A 14,669-nucleotide genomic window follows, 5' to 3' on the forward strand; every position below is an offset into this window, starting at 1 on the left:
CCAGGTGGTTGCTGCTGCGCGGATTGCGCGCGTCCAGCACGTACACCCCTTCAGGCGTGCGCTCATCGCCCTCCCGCCGCTTGTGCCCCGAGGGCGCGCCGCCGAGCGAGACGGGGTACGTCTTCAGCACGGCGCCACCGCGCAGCAGCGTCAGGGTGCGCCGCTGCTTGTGCACCACCACGCGGTCCGCCACGGCATCCGCGCGGAGCGGGCGGGCGTCCGGGCGGTTCGCCGCGCCCAGGCCGGCGGCGGCGCCGAGCGAGAGCAGGAGCGCGATCAGGGAGGCGCGTCTCATCCAGCGGACAGGAGAAAGCGGACCGCGCGCGGATCTTGCGATTCGCGCGCGCACGAGGTTGGACCCACACGCGCGGAGGCCGGGATGCCCAGAAGCTGGAACAGGCACGACAAGGAGATGTACGACGCCATCAAGGAAAGCTCGATGGATCGCGGCATGTCTCCCGAACGGTCCGAGGAGATCGCGGCGCGGACGGTGAACAAGCACCGGCGGCAGGAGGGCCGCACTCCCAACCAGCGCACCATGGGAACGGGAAATCCCAACCGGCCGCTGGAAGAGCACACGCGCGACGAGCTGTACAACATCGCCAAGGAGCGCAAGATCGAGGGGCGCAGCAAGCTGGCCAAGGAAGAACTCATCGCCGCCATCCGCGCCGACCACTGACCCCGGCGATGGATCCACGCGAACGCGCGCCCGGCGGCACTCCGCCCGGCGCGCGTCTCGTTGTCAGGCCGCAAGCGCCGGCGCGGACGACATTTCCTGCAGGGCCCGCCGCACGTACACCGGCACCATGGCGCGGCGCCACTCCGGGTCGACGATGATGTTCTCCAGCGGATGGCACTGCTTGTACGCCTGCTGCGCCACCGCGTCCGCCACCTCCGCGAGCCGGTTTCCCGGCGCCAGCTTGTCCAGCCCGGTCACCGTCCGCGGCCGCGACCCCAGCGCCGACACCACCACCGACAGCGAGCGGACCACGTCGCCCGCGTCCAGGTCCGCCACGGCGGCGATGGACAGCAGCGGAAAGTCGATGCTGTTGCGCTGCCGCACCTTCTGGTACGACATGCGCACTCCGGGCGCGGGAAGAGGAACGCGGATGCGCGCCACCAGTTCGTCGCGGCGGCGCACGATGTTCCACTGCCCGTCCGCCACAAAGAACGCCTCCACCGGCAGCGTGCGCGTCCCCTCGGCAGAGACCAGGTCCACCCGCGCGCCGAGCGCGATCATGGCGGTCGCGGTGTCGGCGGAGTGGGCGGCAACGCACTTCTTGCCGGTCCGGGTGACGTGGCAGACGGTGCCGTCCTTCTTGAGGCAGTAGCCCAGCGCGTTGCGCCAGAACTCGGTCTGGTTGTAGTAGGTGCAGCGCGTGTCCAGACACAGGTTTCCGCCCAGCGTGCCCTGGTTGCGCACCTGCGGGCCGCCCACCTGCCCCGCCGCCTGCGCCAGAGCGGGAAACCACCGTCGCACCCGCTCGTCGCGCGCGGCCTGGGTGAGCGTGACCGCCGCGCCCAGCACCATCTCCGCGCCGCCGTTCGCGTCCTCCGCCGGCTGTCCGTCCGCGTCCGCCACGGTGATGCCGTGCAGCTCCGCGATCCCCTTGAGCGCCACCAGGTGGCGCGGGGTGAACAGGCGCAGCTTCATGTTCGGCATCAGGTCCGTGCCGCCCGCAATGGGGATCGCATCCTCGTGCTCGCGCAGAAACGCGAGGGCTTCGGCCAGCGTGCCCGGGCGGTGGTACGTGTACTCGTGAAGACGAAGCATCGGCGCGGTGACGGGTCGGCGTGAGGTCGTTCGGCCAGGCGTTCAAGATACGGCCCCGCCGCCCCGGGTTCCAGTCCGGACCACGCCGGGGGTCGGCCACGGGAGAGCAAGGCTGTTCCGAGTCCTGTCGGTGAACGAATTGGCACGAGTGGTGCTGCTGAAAGTTGGCGCGTACCGGACAGTCCAAGGCGTATCCCGGACGTGGGCAATTCCGTGTACCCGTCCACGCTTCCACAACTGGCGACGAGAATGGGACATCTCCAGCCTACGCACCAACGTCTCCCACCCCTCCAATCGGCAGCGGCCAGCCGCTTGGTGGCCGCGGTGCTCCTGTTGATCGCGATGGGAACGGGCAAGGCACAGAATTCCCAGCGGTCGCGCGCCCAGCCGGGAACGATCCGGATCCAGCGCGTCGCCGTTCTCTCCGGGGGAGGAAACGGCGCCCATCTTCGGCTCACCTCCTGGGTTACGCGGGATTCCCGGGGCCGGTACTATGCGGCAGGGCTCACGGATCCGGCCCGGATCGGCATCTACGACCCGCGAGGCCGGTTTCTGCAAACGATGGGGCGCGGCGGCGGCGGCCCGGGCGAGTTCACCCACGTACAGCGGGTCTTTGTCTCGCCGGGAGACTCACTCTTCGCGTTTGACCGATCGCAGCAGATCTCGGTTTTTTCCCCCGAGCACCGGTTCGTCCGCTCGTTCCGGCCGCCCGGGCAGGTGCGCGACATCCGCTTTGTGGGCAGTCGGCTGATTCTCAGCATCGGGTTTCCAGAGCAGGTTCCCGCGCTGGTGGCCACCGACCGGCAGGGAAGGCGGCTGGGGACGCTGGGCTCCGCCTCACCCGACCTGCGCGACCGGCCGCGGCTGATCGCCCCGGCGGATTCGGGCCGCATGTGGGCCGGGTTCAAACACCAGTATCGGCTGGAATTGCTGAACCCCGATGGACGCCGGGAGCGCGCGTTCAACCGAGCGCTCCCGTGGTTCGGACCGGATCGCCCGCGCTCCGCCACCCGGCAGCCCGGGTCCATCCGCGACCTCGCCTACGATCCGCGGTCCCGGTCCATCCGCGTGCTTCTGTATCGCGAGGACATGAGCTTTCGGCCGCGGGCTCGCCGCGGCTCGGCGGGGGGAGAGGGCCCGGTTGCGCAACTTGACGAGGCAGACGCACGCGCCCGCTACGAGATCTACATGGAAGTGCTGGACAGCCGGTCGGGCCGGGTGGTCGCGCACGGCGACCTGAACGACCGGTTGATTGCAGGTTTCCTGTCACCGACGGAGGTGTACGCGCACAGAGAGGACGGCGACGGAAGTACGGTGATCGACGTATGGCGGATCAGGCTTGCCCCCTAGTCACTCTGGAGGCCGCAATGAGAAAGCAGACGCGTCTCGCTCTCACGGCGCTGCTGGTGGTGATCGCCGGGATTCCGGTACACGGATGGGCTGCCGGCGCGAAAGACCAGGAATGCTGGTGGTGTTCGAGCGAGGAACTGGAGTACGGCGAGTACTGCGATTTCTGGCTCTACAAACACGCGTACATGGGAATGGCGGGAGATTACGACGGCCCGCCGCACGCGGCCTACTACTGTGGATTCTGCAGTATCGAGCACAATCTCTGCGAACAGACGCAGACCGCCGCGGCTGCCAATGTGCGTGAGGCGGTGGCGCAGGGCAGTGATGTCGTCCCTGTCATCAAGCGCCATGCCCGGTTCGTCCGATTGGACCGCGACGCCGGCCTGCTGGTAGTACGCGACTGCAGGGGCGCCGATGCGCAGAGCTTTCGGCTCTCGCCGCTCCAGATTGCCCGTTTGGACGCCGACGCCGCGCGGGGCTCCTGAACGACAGCCCGAACACGGCAGTTGCTCCGGTGGAGAGAAACGGGCGGACCTTGGCGGTCCGCCCGTTCGTTGTCTCCCGGTTCTCTCGCCGATGCGCGGAGCTACTCGTCCGCAATGAGTTGGGTTGCGGGCTGGGCGGCGAGGGGGAGACGGATGATGAACTCCGCGCCCTCGCCCTGCGGCTCGCCCGTGCCCAGGTCGCCGCCCAGGTGCCGCGCGAGCCGCCGGGCCAGGGTGAGCCCCAGCCCGGTGCCGCGGTTGGCGGAATCCGACCGGGCTTCGTCGCCCAGCTGCTCGAACGGGTCAAAGATGCGGTCGCGGTCCTCGGGCGCGATCCCCGGCCCCGTGTCGCGCACCACGATCTCCATCCACCCCGGCTGCCCCGCCGCGCGCACCTGCACCCCCACCGACCCGCGCGAGGTGAACTTGATGGCGTTGGACACCACCGGCGTCACGATCTGCCGCAACCGCTCCGGGTCCGCGAACACGGCGGGAAACTCCTCCGGCAGGTCCACGGAAAACGCCAGCCCCTTGGCCTCCGCCTGCTGGCGCAGGTGCGGCAGCACGTTGCCCAGAAACGGCTCCATTTCCACCGCGGCGGGAAACACGGGGAGCCGCTCGATCTCCAGCGTGGTGAGCAGCAGCACGTCGTCGATGAGGCGCGCCAGGTGCTCCGCGCACACGCTCGCCCGCTCCGACGCGCGAACGGCGCCCGCCGGAACCTCGCCGTAGGTGGCGGTCGCCAGCAGGTGCGTGTAGCCCACGATGGCGTTCAGCGGCGTGCGCAGTTCGTGGCTCACCGCGGCAAAGAAGCGGCTCTTGGCGCGGCTGGCTTCCTCGGCCTCCGCCGCCAGGCGCGCCAGCTCCATCTCCTTGGTGAGCCGCTCGGTCACGTCCTCGAACAGGATGGAGACGCCGCCATCCGGCAGCGCGTGCGTCCAGGCGTCGAACCGGCGGCCGAAAAGGAGCTCCAGATGGATGGCGGACAGGTGGCGCGGCTCGCGGTCCACCATGGTGCCGCGGATGGCGGCGGCCAGTTCCGGCGGATCGGGCGGCAGCAGGGTCCACAGCACCGTTCCCACGGCGCGGTCGCGGCGCAGCGAAACCAGCACCTCGGCCGCGCGGTTCACGTAGGTGATGCGCCACTCCGCGTCCGTGGCGATGAACCCGTCGCGGATGCTTTCCAGGAGTTGAGCGTGCTGGTCGGCGATCCGCCGCTCCGCGGTGGAATCGCGAAAGTGCACCGCGGTGCCGCCGTCGTCCAGCCGGGTGGCGTGCACGGCCAGGTGCCGCGAGAACAGTTCGCCATCCGCGAGGAGGGTGAGCGGAACCACGGCCGCGCCGCGTTCGGAGCGCACCATGCGTTCGCGCAGCACCGCACCGGTGTCGCCGGGCAGCAGGCTCCACAGGGACTGCTCCAGCGCCTCGGCGCGGGCGATCCCGAACAGGCGCTCCGCGGCGGCGTTCCAATACGTGACGCGGGACTCGGCGTCGGCCAGGCAGAAGCCGTCGGCCAGCGCTTCGAGCCCGGCGTGGCGGGCGATCTCCAGGGTGGACACGGGAGACACGGTGGCACTCCAGGGTTCCGCCCCCGGCGAGGGGCGAAAGGGAAACGGCGACGTCGCTGCACTCCTCGTGCCGCCGGCCATGGAAGCAAACCCGGCGTGCGGGGAGAGGTTCCGTTTGGGACACGGAGTGGACGGGAAAGGAAGTACGAAAGTACGAAAGTACGAGAGTACGAGAGTGAGGAGGTGCGTGAGTGCTGGGTGCGTGAGTGCGGAAGGGCGAAGGTGCGGAGGGGGGAGGGCGTAGGTGCGGAGTGCGGAGGGTGTCGCGCGGCGCCGGCTGTGGCCCTCACCCGGCTCGCTCAGGCTCGCCACCCTCTCCCACGAACGGATGTGGGAGAGGGGGCACACACCAGAATCGTGCGCGTCCCTTGCGCAGTTGAAGCCTCGATCGGGGACGCGTCAGCGGCCACGAGTCGGGGCTTACCGCTTTCTGAGCGGCGGATTCATCCGCTCAGGAGAGCCGGGGACGCGCTTGGTTCCGTCCTCCCGCGTGGGTACCCGCCGCCGCGTGCTGGTGAAGTCCCCCCGTCCGTTTGGGGGGACTTTCCGCAGTTGTTGCGGCGAATTCATTCGCTCCCCCGAAGCTGCACGCGCCCGGCCCCGGCGGGACGGATGCGCCCCAGGTTGGTGAGATGCCCCACGATGGCGCGCAGCGATCCCTCCGCCGCGCCGAGCAGCGCCGGGTTCAGCTCCGGGCCGTACACGCGCTCGATCAGCTCGCCGGGCGAGGCGGGGCCGTCCGCCAGCGCGGCCTCCACCTGCGCAATGCGCGCCGCGCGGTGCGCGCGGTACCGGCCGATGGCGGCAACCGCGTCGGGAATCGGCGGGCCGTGCGCGGGATACAGCACCGTGGGACGCAGCGCCTCCACCCGGTCCAGCGAGGCGAGGTACTCGGACAGATCGCCCTCCGGCGGCGCCACGAGCGTGGTGTCCGATCCGCCCATGAACAGGTCGCCGCCCAGCAGCGCCCCCCGCTCCGGCCCGTCCACCAGCAGAAAGCAGAGGTGCTCGGGCGCGTGTCCGGGCGTGCGGACCGCCCGCAGCACGCCTTCGTCCGTCTCCACGGTGTCGCCATCCGACAGTTCGCGTGTCTGCGCGCCGCGCCACCACGGCCACCCGTCCGCCCCCGCGCCGAACGCCACCGACGCGCCGGTGCGCCGCGCCAGCTCCGGCGCACCCGCGCTGTGGTCCGCGTGCGCGTGCGTGAGCAGAATCAGCGACGGCGCGTGCCCCTGTAGCGCGTCCATGATGGCGTCCAGGTGCGCGGGATTGTCCGGCCCCGGATCGATGACGACGGGCCGCACCCGCCCCACCAGGTAGGTGCGGGTGCCGTCCAGCGTCATGGGCGACGGATTCGGGGCCAGCAGGGTGCGCGGCATGGCGGATCGGATCAGGAGGCGGGGCGCAGCACGGCGCGGACGGGCGAGGCGTCCGCCTCCTCCAGCCGCAGAGGGAGTGCGATCAGGTCGTACTCGCCTTCCGCCACGCCGTCCAGCAGCAGGTTTTCGATGACGGCGATCCCCGCGCCCAGCAGCACGCGATGCGCGGGGAGGTCCGCCGAGTCGAACGGATCTACGGACGGCGCATCCGTCCCCAGCAGCCGAAGTCCCGCGTCCGCAAGCACCTGCGCGGCCTCGGGCGACGGCGCGGGAAAGGACGTGGGAAAGGTGGATGGATCGGTCCACGCGCCGGTGCGGATCAGCAGCCGCTCCGGCGCGTCCCGCGCGATGACGCCGCGCGCCCACGCCGCATCCAGCGCCGTCCCAGGCGGGATGGGGATGACCAGAGCCCGGCCGATGAACGCGTCCAGCGGCGCCGCGCCGATGCACGCGCCGCCGCCCACGACGTGAAACGGACCGTCCGCGTGCGTTCCGGTGTGCGCGCTGCACCGCAGTTCCGCCACGTTCGCCGCGCTCTCGGCACCGATGCGCGCCGTCCACTCCACCCGGCAGGGCGCGTCTCCCGGCCACACCGGCATCCCCGAGACGACAGGCCGCGTGGCGTCGATCCACCCGCTCACAGCACCAGCCGCGCGACCAGCGACGGCGACAGGAGCGAGCTCACCGGCCGCACGTCCCCCGTCGCGCGGATGATGGCGTCGCCCAGCACGGGGCGGCGCGCGAACCGGCCGGCGGCCCACCCCAGCAGCCGCGGGCGCGAAACGAACGCCTCCACCAAGTGCTGCAGCCGCTCCCCCGGACCGAAGGCGCGCCGCCGGGCCCGCTCGTATCCCGCCAGCGCCGCCGCCGACACGTCTCCCGCGTGCAGGGCGGCTTCCACCGCCTCCGCGGCGAGTTCGGCGCCGCGCAACGCGCGAAAAATCCCCTGCCCCGTGAACGGATCGTAGTAGCCGGCCGCGTCGCCCACGAGCAGCGCGCCGTCCGCGATGGCGCGGCGCACGGGCCAGTCGAACGGGCCCGTCGCCAGCACGTCGTCCACCCGCTCGGCGCCCGCCAGCCCGCAGCGGAGCAGCGCGCCGTCAAAGTACGCGTCCCGGTCCCCGCCTACCGCGTGCATCTCGTCCCCGGTGACGACGACCGTCACGTTCGCCCGGCCGCCATCCACCTCCGCGAGCCCCACGCACCCCGCGCCGAGCGTGCGCAGTTCGCCTCGCCCCGCCATCGGCTCCGGCAGGCGGACGTGCGCGGTGAGCGCGAGCTTGCGCAGGCGCGGCGGGCGGCGGAGCAGTTGCAGGCGGCGGACGACGACGGAGCGCAGACCGTCCGCGCCCACCACCATCCGCGACGCGATCTCCGTCCCGTCCTCGATCACCACGCCCGCCACGCGTCCACCCTCGCGGCGCAGGTCCGCGACTTTGAGCCCGGTGCGCACTTCCACTCCGGCGTCCCGCGCGTGCTCGATCAGGAGCGTGTCCAGCACCTCGCGGCCGATCCCCAGCCCGTGCACGTCCGCGGGAAAGCGGCCCAGAAAGGCGCGCCCGTCCGCCGCGGCGATGCGCCAGCCGTCCAGCCGCGCGGGGTCTGCCGCCAGCACCCGGTCCAGCGCGCCCAGCCGGTGCAGCGCGGCCACGCCGGCGGGGTTCACGCACTCGCCGCACGGCTTGCGCCTCGGAAAGGCCGCGCGGTCCAGCAGCAGCACGGCGAATCCGGCGGACGCCAGGCGTGCGGCCGTCGCGCTCCCCGCCGGCCCGCCGCCGACGACCACCGCATCCCACGCGCTCACGTGCGCCCTCCGCGCCAGGTGAGCGCGACGCGAAACGGGGCGTGCGTGTGCACGCGCGCCCCGGGCAGCCCCGCCGCGTCCGCCGCCTGCATCAACTCCCCCGGCGTGAACGCGCGGCGGACGGAAAGCGGCCCGTCGTGGCGGGTAACGGGATGCGTCCGCCACACCGTCGCGGCGAGCAGGTTGGCGCCCAGCAGCGCGGGGCGGGAGCGGCGCAGGTCGTTCACGATCCCTCCAACTCGCGCCACGCGCCCCATCTCCCGCAGCACGGCGGCCACATCCGCCGGATCGTCGAAGTGGTGCAGCGCGGTGGAGCAGAGGGCGAGGTCGAACGCGCCGTCCGCGTACGGAAGCGCGAGCGCGTCCGCCTGCTCCGCGCGCACGCCGGGCACGCCCGCCACCCGGGCCTGCGCGACCGCGAGCGTGGTGGGATGCACGTCCGTGGCGACGATCTCCATCCCCACGCCGCGCGAGCGCGCCCACCGCGCGATGGCGAGCGGGATGTCCGCGGAGCCCGTTGCCACGTCCAGAATGCGCCAGCGCCGGGGCGGCTCCGCATCCACGAATCCGCGCAGGTGATGCAGGACGACTCGCGTGCCGCCCAGCCAGCGGTTCACGCCGCGCAGGTCCGCCAGGCTGCGGGCCAGTTCGGCCGGGTCCTGGCCGGGCTCGTCCATCCGCTCCGCGCCCGCGGACCGGGGGAGCGAGGTCACGGCGCCTCCTCCGCCCGGCCAGGCACCTCGGCCACCTCGGCGGGGGCGGCGGAGCGCGGCTCCACGTGCACGACGACGTGCCGCGCCCCCAGCCGCTCGCGCACCGCCTGCTCCACCGCGTCCGACACCTCGTGCGCGTCCTCCAGCCCCATCTCGCTGGGGACCACGATGGTCAACTCCGCGAAGCGCGCGCCCTGCCGCCCGCGCGAGCGCACGTCGTACGCGCTCTCCACCCCGTGCGTGCCGCGCGCGATGCGCAGGATTTCCGCCGGTTCCACCGCGCGCTCGTCCACCAGCACGGGGACGGCGGCGCGCAGGATCTCCCACCCCGTGCGCAGGATCAGCACGGCGACGACGAGCGCCGTCCACGCGTCCGCGCCGTGCCACCCGAAGCGGACCAGGATCAGGCCCACGAGAACGGCGAGCGTCACGAACACGTCCGCGCGCAGGTGGGCCGCGTCCGCCAGCAGCAGTTCGCTCCCCAGCCGGCGCCCCTTGCGCCGCTCGTACTCCGACGCGGCCACGCCCACCACCAGCGAGGCGCCCATCACCGCGGCGCCCAGCCAGGTATCCACCCGTTCCTCGCCGCCGTGCCGCAGCCGCTCGATGGCCGTCCGCACCAGCTCGAACACGCTGATGGAAAGAAAGGCGACCATGGCCAGCGCGCCCAGCGCCTCGAACTTCTCGTGGCCGTAGGGATGAAGCTCGTCCGGCTCCTGCGCCGCCACCCGCGCCAGGACGATGGCAACCAGCGTGGTCATCACGTCCAGCCCGGAATCAAAGGCGCCGCCCAGCACGGCCAGCGACCCGGACGCCACCCCCGCCGCCGTCTTGCCGGCGACGAGAACCAGGCTGACGCCCAGCACCACGTTGAGCACGCGGCGAACCTCACGCGCGCGCTCCGGCCCGGGCGTGTGCGCGGCCGTGCTCACGTCATCGCCTCCCGCAGGCGCGCGGCGGCGTCCGTCATGGCCGCGTCCAGCGGTTCGGGGTCGATGGTCGCCAGCTTTCCGTCCCGATAGAGAACCTGGCCCTGCACCGCGGTAAGGATGACGTCGCACCCGCGCGCGGAGTGAAACACGGTGGCGAGCGGATCGTGCACGGGTCGGGCGTGCGGCGCGGCCAGGGAGACGGCGCACAGGTCCGCGGCCTTGCCCGGCTCCAGCGTGCCGATCAGCCCGCCCATCCCCAGCGCCTCCGCGCCGTCGATGGTGCACAGGCGCAGCAGGTCCGCCGGGGGCATCAGGTCGCTGCGCGCCAGCCGCGCGCGGTGCACGATGGAGGCGATGCGGGCTTCTTCCATCAGGTCCAGCCGGTTGTTGCTCCCCACGCTGTCCGTCCCCAGCCCTACGCGCACCTGGGCGGCGCGCATCTCCACGTACGGCGCCACGCCATGGCCCAGCCGCGCGTTGGCCACGGGGCAGTGCGCCACCGCCGAGCCGCTGTCGGCCACGCGGCGGATGTCGTCGTCGTCCAGCAGCACGCAGTGGATCAGGAGCGGCCGCGCGCGCAGCACGCCCAGGCGGTCCAGCATTTCGATGGTGCTGCGGCCGCGAGGCGGAGTGGCGATGCCGCGCGCCCGCAGCCCCGGCGCAAAGTCGCCTTCCCCGTCACGCACCAGCAGCTGTTCGATGCGCGACTCAGACGCGTGGACGGCCATCGGCAGCCCCTCCGCCACTGCGTACTCGCCCGCCGCGCGAAAAAGCTCGTCGCTCACGGTGTAGGGCGCGTGCGGCGACACGCCGATGCGCACGCGGTCGCACTCCCAGCCCCGCAGGCAATCCACCGCCTCGCGCAGCCCGGCCATGGATTCCTCCACCTGCGCCGGGTCCGGCCCGAACACCTCCTGAAACACCACGCCGCGCAGCCCCGTCTCGCACAGCGCCGCCGCGGACGCCCCGGACGATTCGGTTGCCGCCAGCGTGGTGATGCCCGAACGCAGCGCCTCCACCATGGTCCATCGCGCCGCCGCGTGAAAGTCGGCTTCCGTGAGCGCCGCGCGCTTGGCGCCCACCAGCCGCAGGATCCAGTCGCGGAAGTTGAGGTCTTCCAGCGCGCCGCGGAACATGGCCAGCTCGGGATGGGCGTGCACGTTCACCAGCCCGGGCATGAGCGCGGCCATCCCCAGGTCGTCCACCACGGCGCCCGGGGGCGGCTCGATTGCGGTCGCCGGCCCCACGGCCGCGATCAGGCCGTCCGTCCCCACCAGAACGGCGCCGTCGCGGATGGGATCGCCGCAGGCGGGAAGCACCCACGCGGCGCGGTACAGGGTCAGCGGAAGCTCGGGCATGCTGGGCGGTGCGTCGGTGGATCAGGCCGGAAGCGCGCGGACCGTTGCAAGGAGCACGCGCGCGCGGCGGGGCCACAGAATAGCCCGCCCGCCCCCGCCGCGCATCGGCGCCGAATCCGCCACCGCGCGAACGCACTCCGGCGCGCGACTCTCATCCGGACGCGCCCGACAATAGCGATTGCAAATGCCCGCGCCACAACACGTTACGCCCGCCAGAACCTGTCATCCTCATCCGGGCGCGCCCGGCAAAGACGACTGCAAACGACCGCACTACAACACGTTACGCTCGCAAATGCCCTGTCATCCTCATCCGGGCGCGCCCGGCAAAGGCGGCTGCAAACGACCGCACCACAACACGTTACGCTCGCAAATGCCCTGTCATCCTCATCCGGGCGCGCTCGGCAAAGGGGCGCAAACGACCGCACCACAACACGTTACGCTTGCCAAAACCTGTCATCCTGAGGGAGCGTGCGACGTCCTCTCCCCTGCGCCGCACCCGTGCGCGACCGAAGGATCTACTTGCCGCCGAGCCAACGTCGCGACGAGCACACCCGTTCTCACGGGCATAGCAGATCCTTCGTCGGCGCCAGAGTGCCGGGCGGATGCAAGTGCCTCCGGCGCCTCCTCAGGATGACAATCCGTTGGGATCCAATGAGTTATACCGATTGCGATCAACGATTGTGCATTCTCGTCGGAAGCGACTGCATCGACGAACCGGCTGGTCAGCCCCTCCTCCTCCTGATCGTTGCTCCGATGACTATGCACAACGACTCTCGATAATCGGTATTACAAAGAGCGGAGAGCGGAATCAAAAAGGGAAACGGATCCCCTGATCCGTTTCCCCGTCCTCGTCTTTAATCCGTGCCTCTGTACCGCTGTGTGAAACCCGTTCAGTCCGGGAAGCTGAACAGCGACGCGGAGAGCGCCCGGCGCGAGCTGCGGCGAAGCTGCGCGTCCTCGTTGGCGGTGCGCCCCACCGCCTGGCCGATGCCGAAGATGACCTGCACCCCGCGCCCCTCCACCCCGCCCGTCAGGGGATACGCAAAGTCCAGCCGGTACGTGCGGCGGGATCCGGGAGGGAACGCCGCGCGCAGCCCCATCCCCGCCGTCACGGCGACGGGAGAGGTGCGGCTGAACGGGTCGCCGCCCGCCCACACGCGCCCCACGTCCACGAACGCCGCCGATCCGATGTCGAACAGCCGCGGGTACGGCCATCCCAGGTACATGCGGTGCTCCAGCGTGCCCACCGCCCGCCGCTCGCCGGAAAACGCGTGCGGCGGCAGCCCGCGAACGCCCGTGCGGTTGCCCAGCGTGAGCTGAAACGGCACCCGCGTGCGCCATCCCCCCACCACCGTGCCCGCCGCCACCCAGGTGTGCCGCGACTCGTCAGACGGGCGGTAGTACGCCCACGCGTCAAACTGCCCGAACAGGTTCCGCCACTCTTGGCCAGACTCCGCACCGTACAGGCGCCGCCCCTCCGCCGTGGCGCGCACGCCGGCCAGCATGCGGGGGCTCAGGTACGCCGCGGTGGAAAAGCCCAGCGTGAGCGACAGGTCGTCGTCCGTGCTGAACGACGGAAGGCTGCGCCCCACCCCCGCCTCGATCTCCACCCCCAGCCGCACGTCCTCGGACCCGTGCACCGCGTCCAGCGACCGCCGCCTCACGAAGCGCACGTTGCGCTGCCCCGCAAGAAAGACGACGCGAATGCTGGAGAGCGTGTCCAGCCCGGTCACCGGCGCGGGGGCGTCGCCCAGCGCCAGAGGCTCGTCGCCGTCGCCGTCCCCCGACAGCGTGCCGCGCGGGTACTCCGTCCAGTCGCCCGCCAGCGCCAGGCCAAAGAGCGTCAGGTTGCCGCGCGGGCCCACGCGGAACACCGCGCCCACGTCGAACGCGCGCCGCCGCTCCTCAAAGTAGGTGCGCCGCAGCCGCCCATCCTCGTCGCGCACAAAGTAGGTGAAGTTGCGCTCGCCCCCTTCTACCTGCTCGCGGAACGCCCACCGGTCCGACTCGCCGCGGAAGGGGTCGGAAAGCCGCTGCGAGTACGCGTGCCCCACCGGGGTGCGCTGCAGGCCGATCTCGGCGTCCAGGTCCGTCCACAGCAGCTGCCGCGTGCCCGCCGTGCCGCCGTACACCCGCTCGCCCTGGTACTCCTTGGCAAAGGCGGAGAGGTAATTGCCGCTGCCGAACAGGTTGTCTTCGCGGAACTCCACCCCGCTGAGCCCCACGCCCTCGTCGCCCACCTGCGGCTCCAGCCGCATGGACCACTCGTCGCGCGTCTTGACCACCACGTGCCAGCTTCCGTCCGCCTGCCGGACGCCGAACACGTCCGCCTCGGCCAGAAACGAAAGGTTGCGCAGCGTGCGCTCCGAGTCTTCCAGCCGGGCGCGATCGTAGCAGTCCCCCGCCTTTACCAGCAGCTCGCTGCGGATGACCCCCTCGTTGGTCTTGGGGTGCAGCCGGTTGGCGGCGCGGTACGCCCAGTTGAAGCGGGGGTCCAGCTCCTCGCTCCCCACCTCGAAGATGTCGGACGGGTCGATGAACACTTCGGAGATGGCACCGTCCGGGCACGAACGCGCCTGCGCCGCGCCCGCCCGGGGGGCGAGCACGGCGAGTGCGGCGGCCGCAAGCCGGACGGCGAGGGCGGTGCGAAAGCGGGGCACGGGGCTGCGTCGTAAAAAAGAAGCGCGGCGGCATGGCACCGGCGCCGCGCCAGATCCGTCGGTAGTGCCAGATTGCCCTTGGGAATTGGCAATGATCGGGCCGAAACCGCCCGTACGCAGAACGGCGGGGCTCCCGTCCGGAAGCCCCGCCGTTCGTGTCCCAACGACGCGCGTTGTGTCCCCGCGTCAGTCCGCCGCGGCGGCGATCGGCAGCTCCATGCGCAGTTCCCGCAGCGCCCGCTCCATGCGCGCTACGTCCTGCATGGCGCCGAGCTCCGCGAACAGCTCGCCCGCGCGCTCCAGGTAGGCCACCGCCTCCTCCGTTCCGCCGCTCTGGCGCCGGAGTTCCGCGTAGTCCGCCAGCGTTTCCGCTTCCAGCACCGGGTACCCCTTGTCGCGGGCGATCTCCAGCGCCTTTTCAAAAAAGGTGAAGCCGTCGTCGTCGCCGCGCGCGCGGGCAATGTTGCCGCGCCCCTGGTACATGCGGCCCAGGATGTACACGCTCCCGGAGGCGATGGCGTGCTCCTCGGCCACGCGGCCCCACTCCTCGGCCTGCGACACGTGCCCGTCGCGGATGCACAGCTCGGCCAGGTCGCTCGCCACGCCGGACAGGAGCGCCGCGGGCACGGGGAGCGCGCGCGCCCGG

At 71.7% G+C, this 14,669-nt stretch carries 14 protein-coding genes; 3 read left to right on the plus strand and 11 right to left on the minus strand.

The window, feature by feature from the left end; all coding sequences use genetic code 11:
- Positions 1-295: L,D-transpeptidase family protein (locus VF665_RS19735; RefSeq protein ID WP_331055180.1), on the minus strand; the 295-nt coding region annotated here is incomplete at its 3' end.
- 84 nt (positions 296-379) lie between these two features.
- Between VF665_RS19735 and VF665_RS19740 the strand changes: the two genes are divergently transcribed.
- Positions 380-679 (plus strand): Rho termination factor N-terminal domain-containing protein, encoded by a 300-nt coding sequence (locus VF665_RS19740; protein WP_331055181.1) that lies wholly within the window; start codon positions 380-382, stop codon positions 677-679.
- A 63-nt stretch (positions 680-742) separates the two neighbouring features.
- Here the strand turns inward: VF665_RS19740 and VF665_RS19745 are convergent, their stop codons facing one another.
- The gene (locus tag VF665_RS19745) at positions 743-1,774 is read right to left on the minus strand and encodes an FAD binding domain-containing protein (protein ID WP_331055182.1); all 1,032 of its coding nucleotides are present in this window, start codon (positions 1,772-1,774) and stop codon (positions 743-745) included.
- Between the two features lie 201 nt (positions 1,775-1,975).
- Between VF665_RS19745 and VF665_RS19750 the strand changes: the two genes are divergently transcribed.
- Together VF665_RS19750 and VF665_RS19755 are read left to right on the plus strand one after the other, a co-directional pair.
- Entirely contained in the window at positions 1,976-3,124 is a 1,149-nt protein-coding gene (locus tag VF665_RS19750) for a hypothetical protein (protein WP_331055183.1), read from the plus strand.
- Positions 3,125-3,141: 17 nt separating this feature from the next.
- The gene (locus tag VF665_RS19755; RefSeq protein ID WP_331055184.1) at positions 3,142-3,609 is read left to right on the plus strand and encodes a hypothetical protein; all 468 of its coding nucleotides are present in this window, start codon (positions 3,142-3,144) and stop codon (positions 3,607-3,609) included.
- 101 nt (positions 3,610-3,710) lie between these two features.
- On the opposite strand, the gene VF665_RS19760 is transcribed toward VF665_RS19755, so the two are convergent.
- The 9 genes from VF665_RS19760 to VF665_RS19800 all read right to left on the minus strand — a co-directional run.
- On the minus strand, positions 3,711-5,177 hold the full coding sequence (locus VF665_RS19760; protein ID WP_331055185.1) for a PAS domain-containing sensor histidine kinase: 1,467 nt from the start codon (positions 5,175-5,177) through the stop codon (positions 3,711-3,713).
- Between the two features lie 566 nt (positions 5,178-5,743).
- A complete protein-coding gene (locus VF665_RS19765) occupies positions 5,744-6,556 on the minus strand; it encodes an MBL fold metallo-hydrolase (protein ID WP_331055186.1) in 813 nt (270 codons plus the stop codon).
- A gap of 11 nt (positions 6,557-6,567) precedes the next feature.
- A complete protein-coding gene (locus VF665_RS19770; protein ID WP_331055187.1) occupies positions 6,568-7,197 on the minus strand; it encodes a cyclase family protein in 630 nt (209 codons plus the stop codon).
- Positions 7,194-8,360, minus strand: a complete 1,167-nt coding sequence (locus tag VF665_RS19775) for an NAD(P)/FAD-dependent oxidoreductase (RefSeq protein ID WP_331055188.1) — start codon at positions 8,358-8,360, stop codon at positions 7,194-7,196. The genes VF665_RS19770 and VF665_RS19775 overlap by 4 nt, the downstream gene beginning before the upstream one ends.
- Positions 8,357-9,073, minus strand: coding sequence for a methyltransferase domain-containing protein (locus VF665_RS19780; protein ID WP_331055189.1), 717 nt, complete (start codon positions 9,071-9,073; stop codon positions 8,357-8,359). The genes VF665_RS19775 and VF665_RS19780 overlap by 4 nt, the downstream gene beginning before the upstream one ends.
- Positions 9,070-10,005, minus strand: a complete 936-nt coding sequence (locus VF665_RS19785) for a cation diffusion facilitator family transporter (protein ID WP_331055190.1) — start codon at positions 10,003-10,005, stop codon at positions 9,070-9,072. The genes VF665_RS19780 and VF665_RS19785 overlap by 4 nt, the downstream gene beginning before the upstream one ends.
- Positions 10,002-11,363 (minus strand): amidohydrolase family protein, encoded by a 1,362-nt coding sequence (locus VF665_RS19790; protein WP_331055191.1) that lies wholly within the window; start codon positions 11,361-11,363, stop codon positions 10,002-10,004. Before VF665_RS19790 ends, VF665_RS19785 begins: the two co-directional genes overlap by 4 nt.
- Positions 11,364-12,253: 890 nt before the next feature.
- Entirely contained in the window at positions 12,254-14,023 is a 1,770-nt protein-coding gene (locus VF665_RS19795; protein ID WP_331055192.1) for a BamA/TamA family outer membrane protein, read from the minus strand.
- Positions 14,024-14,209: 186 nt separating this feature from the next.
- Positions 14,210-14,669 (minus strand): tetratricopeptide repeat protein (locus VF665_RS19800; RefSeq protein WP_331055193.1); only part of this gene is annotated, 460 nt, incomplete at its 5' end.

It is taken from the genome of Longimicrobium sp. (assembly GCF_036387355.1).
GTDB lineage: Bacteria > Gemmatimonadota > Gemmatimonadetes > Longimicrobiales > Longimicrobiaceae > Longimicrobium.

Coding starts and splice junctions, on each gene's coding strand:
- VF665_RS19740 (WP_331055181.1), top strand. CDS start 380: ATGCCCAGAAGCTGGAACAGGCACGACAAGGAGATGTACGACGCCATC.
- VF665_RS19745 (WP_331055182.1), bottom strand. CDS start 1,774: ATGCTTCGTCTTCACGAGTACACGTACCACCGCCCGGGCACGCTGGCC.
- VF665_RS19755 (WP_331055184.1), top strand. CDS start 3,142: ATGAGAAAGCAGACGCGTCTCGCTCTCACGGCGCTGCTGGTGGTGATC.
- VF665_RS19765 (WP_331055186.1), bottom strand. CDS start 6,556: ATGCCGCGCACCCTGCTGGCCCCGAATCCGTCGCCCATGACGCTGGAC.
- VF665_RS19790 (WP_331055191.1), bottom strand. CDS start 11,363: ATGCCCGAGCTTCCGCTGACCCTGTACCGCGCCGCGTGGGTGCTTCCC.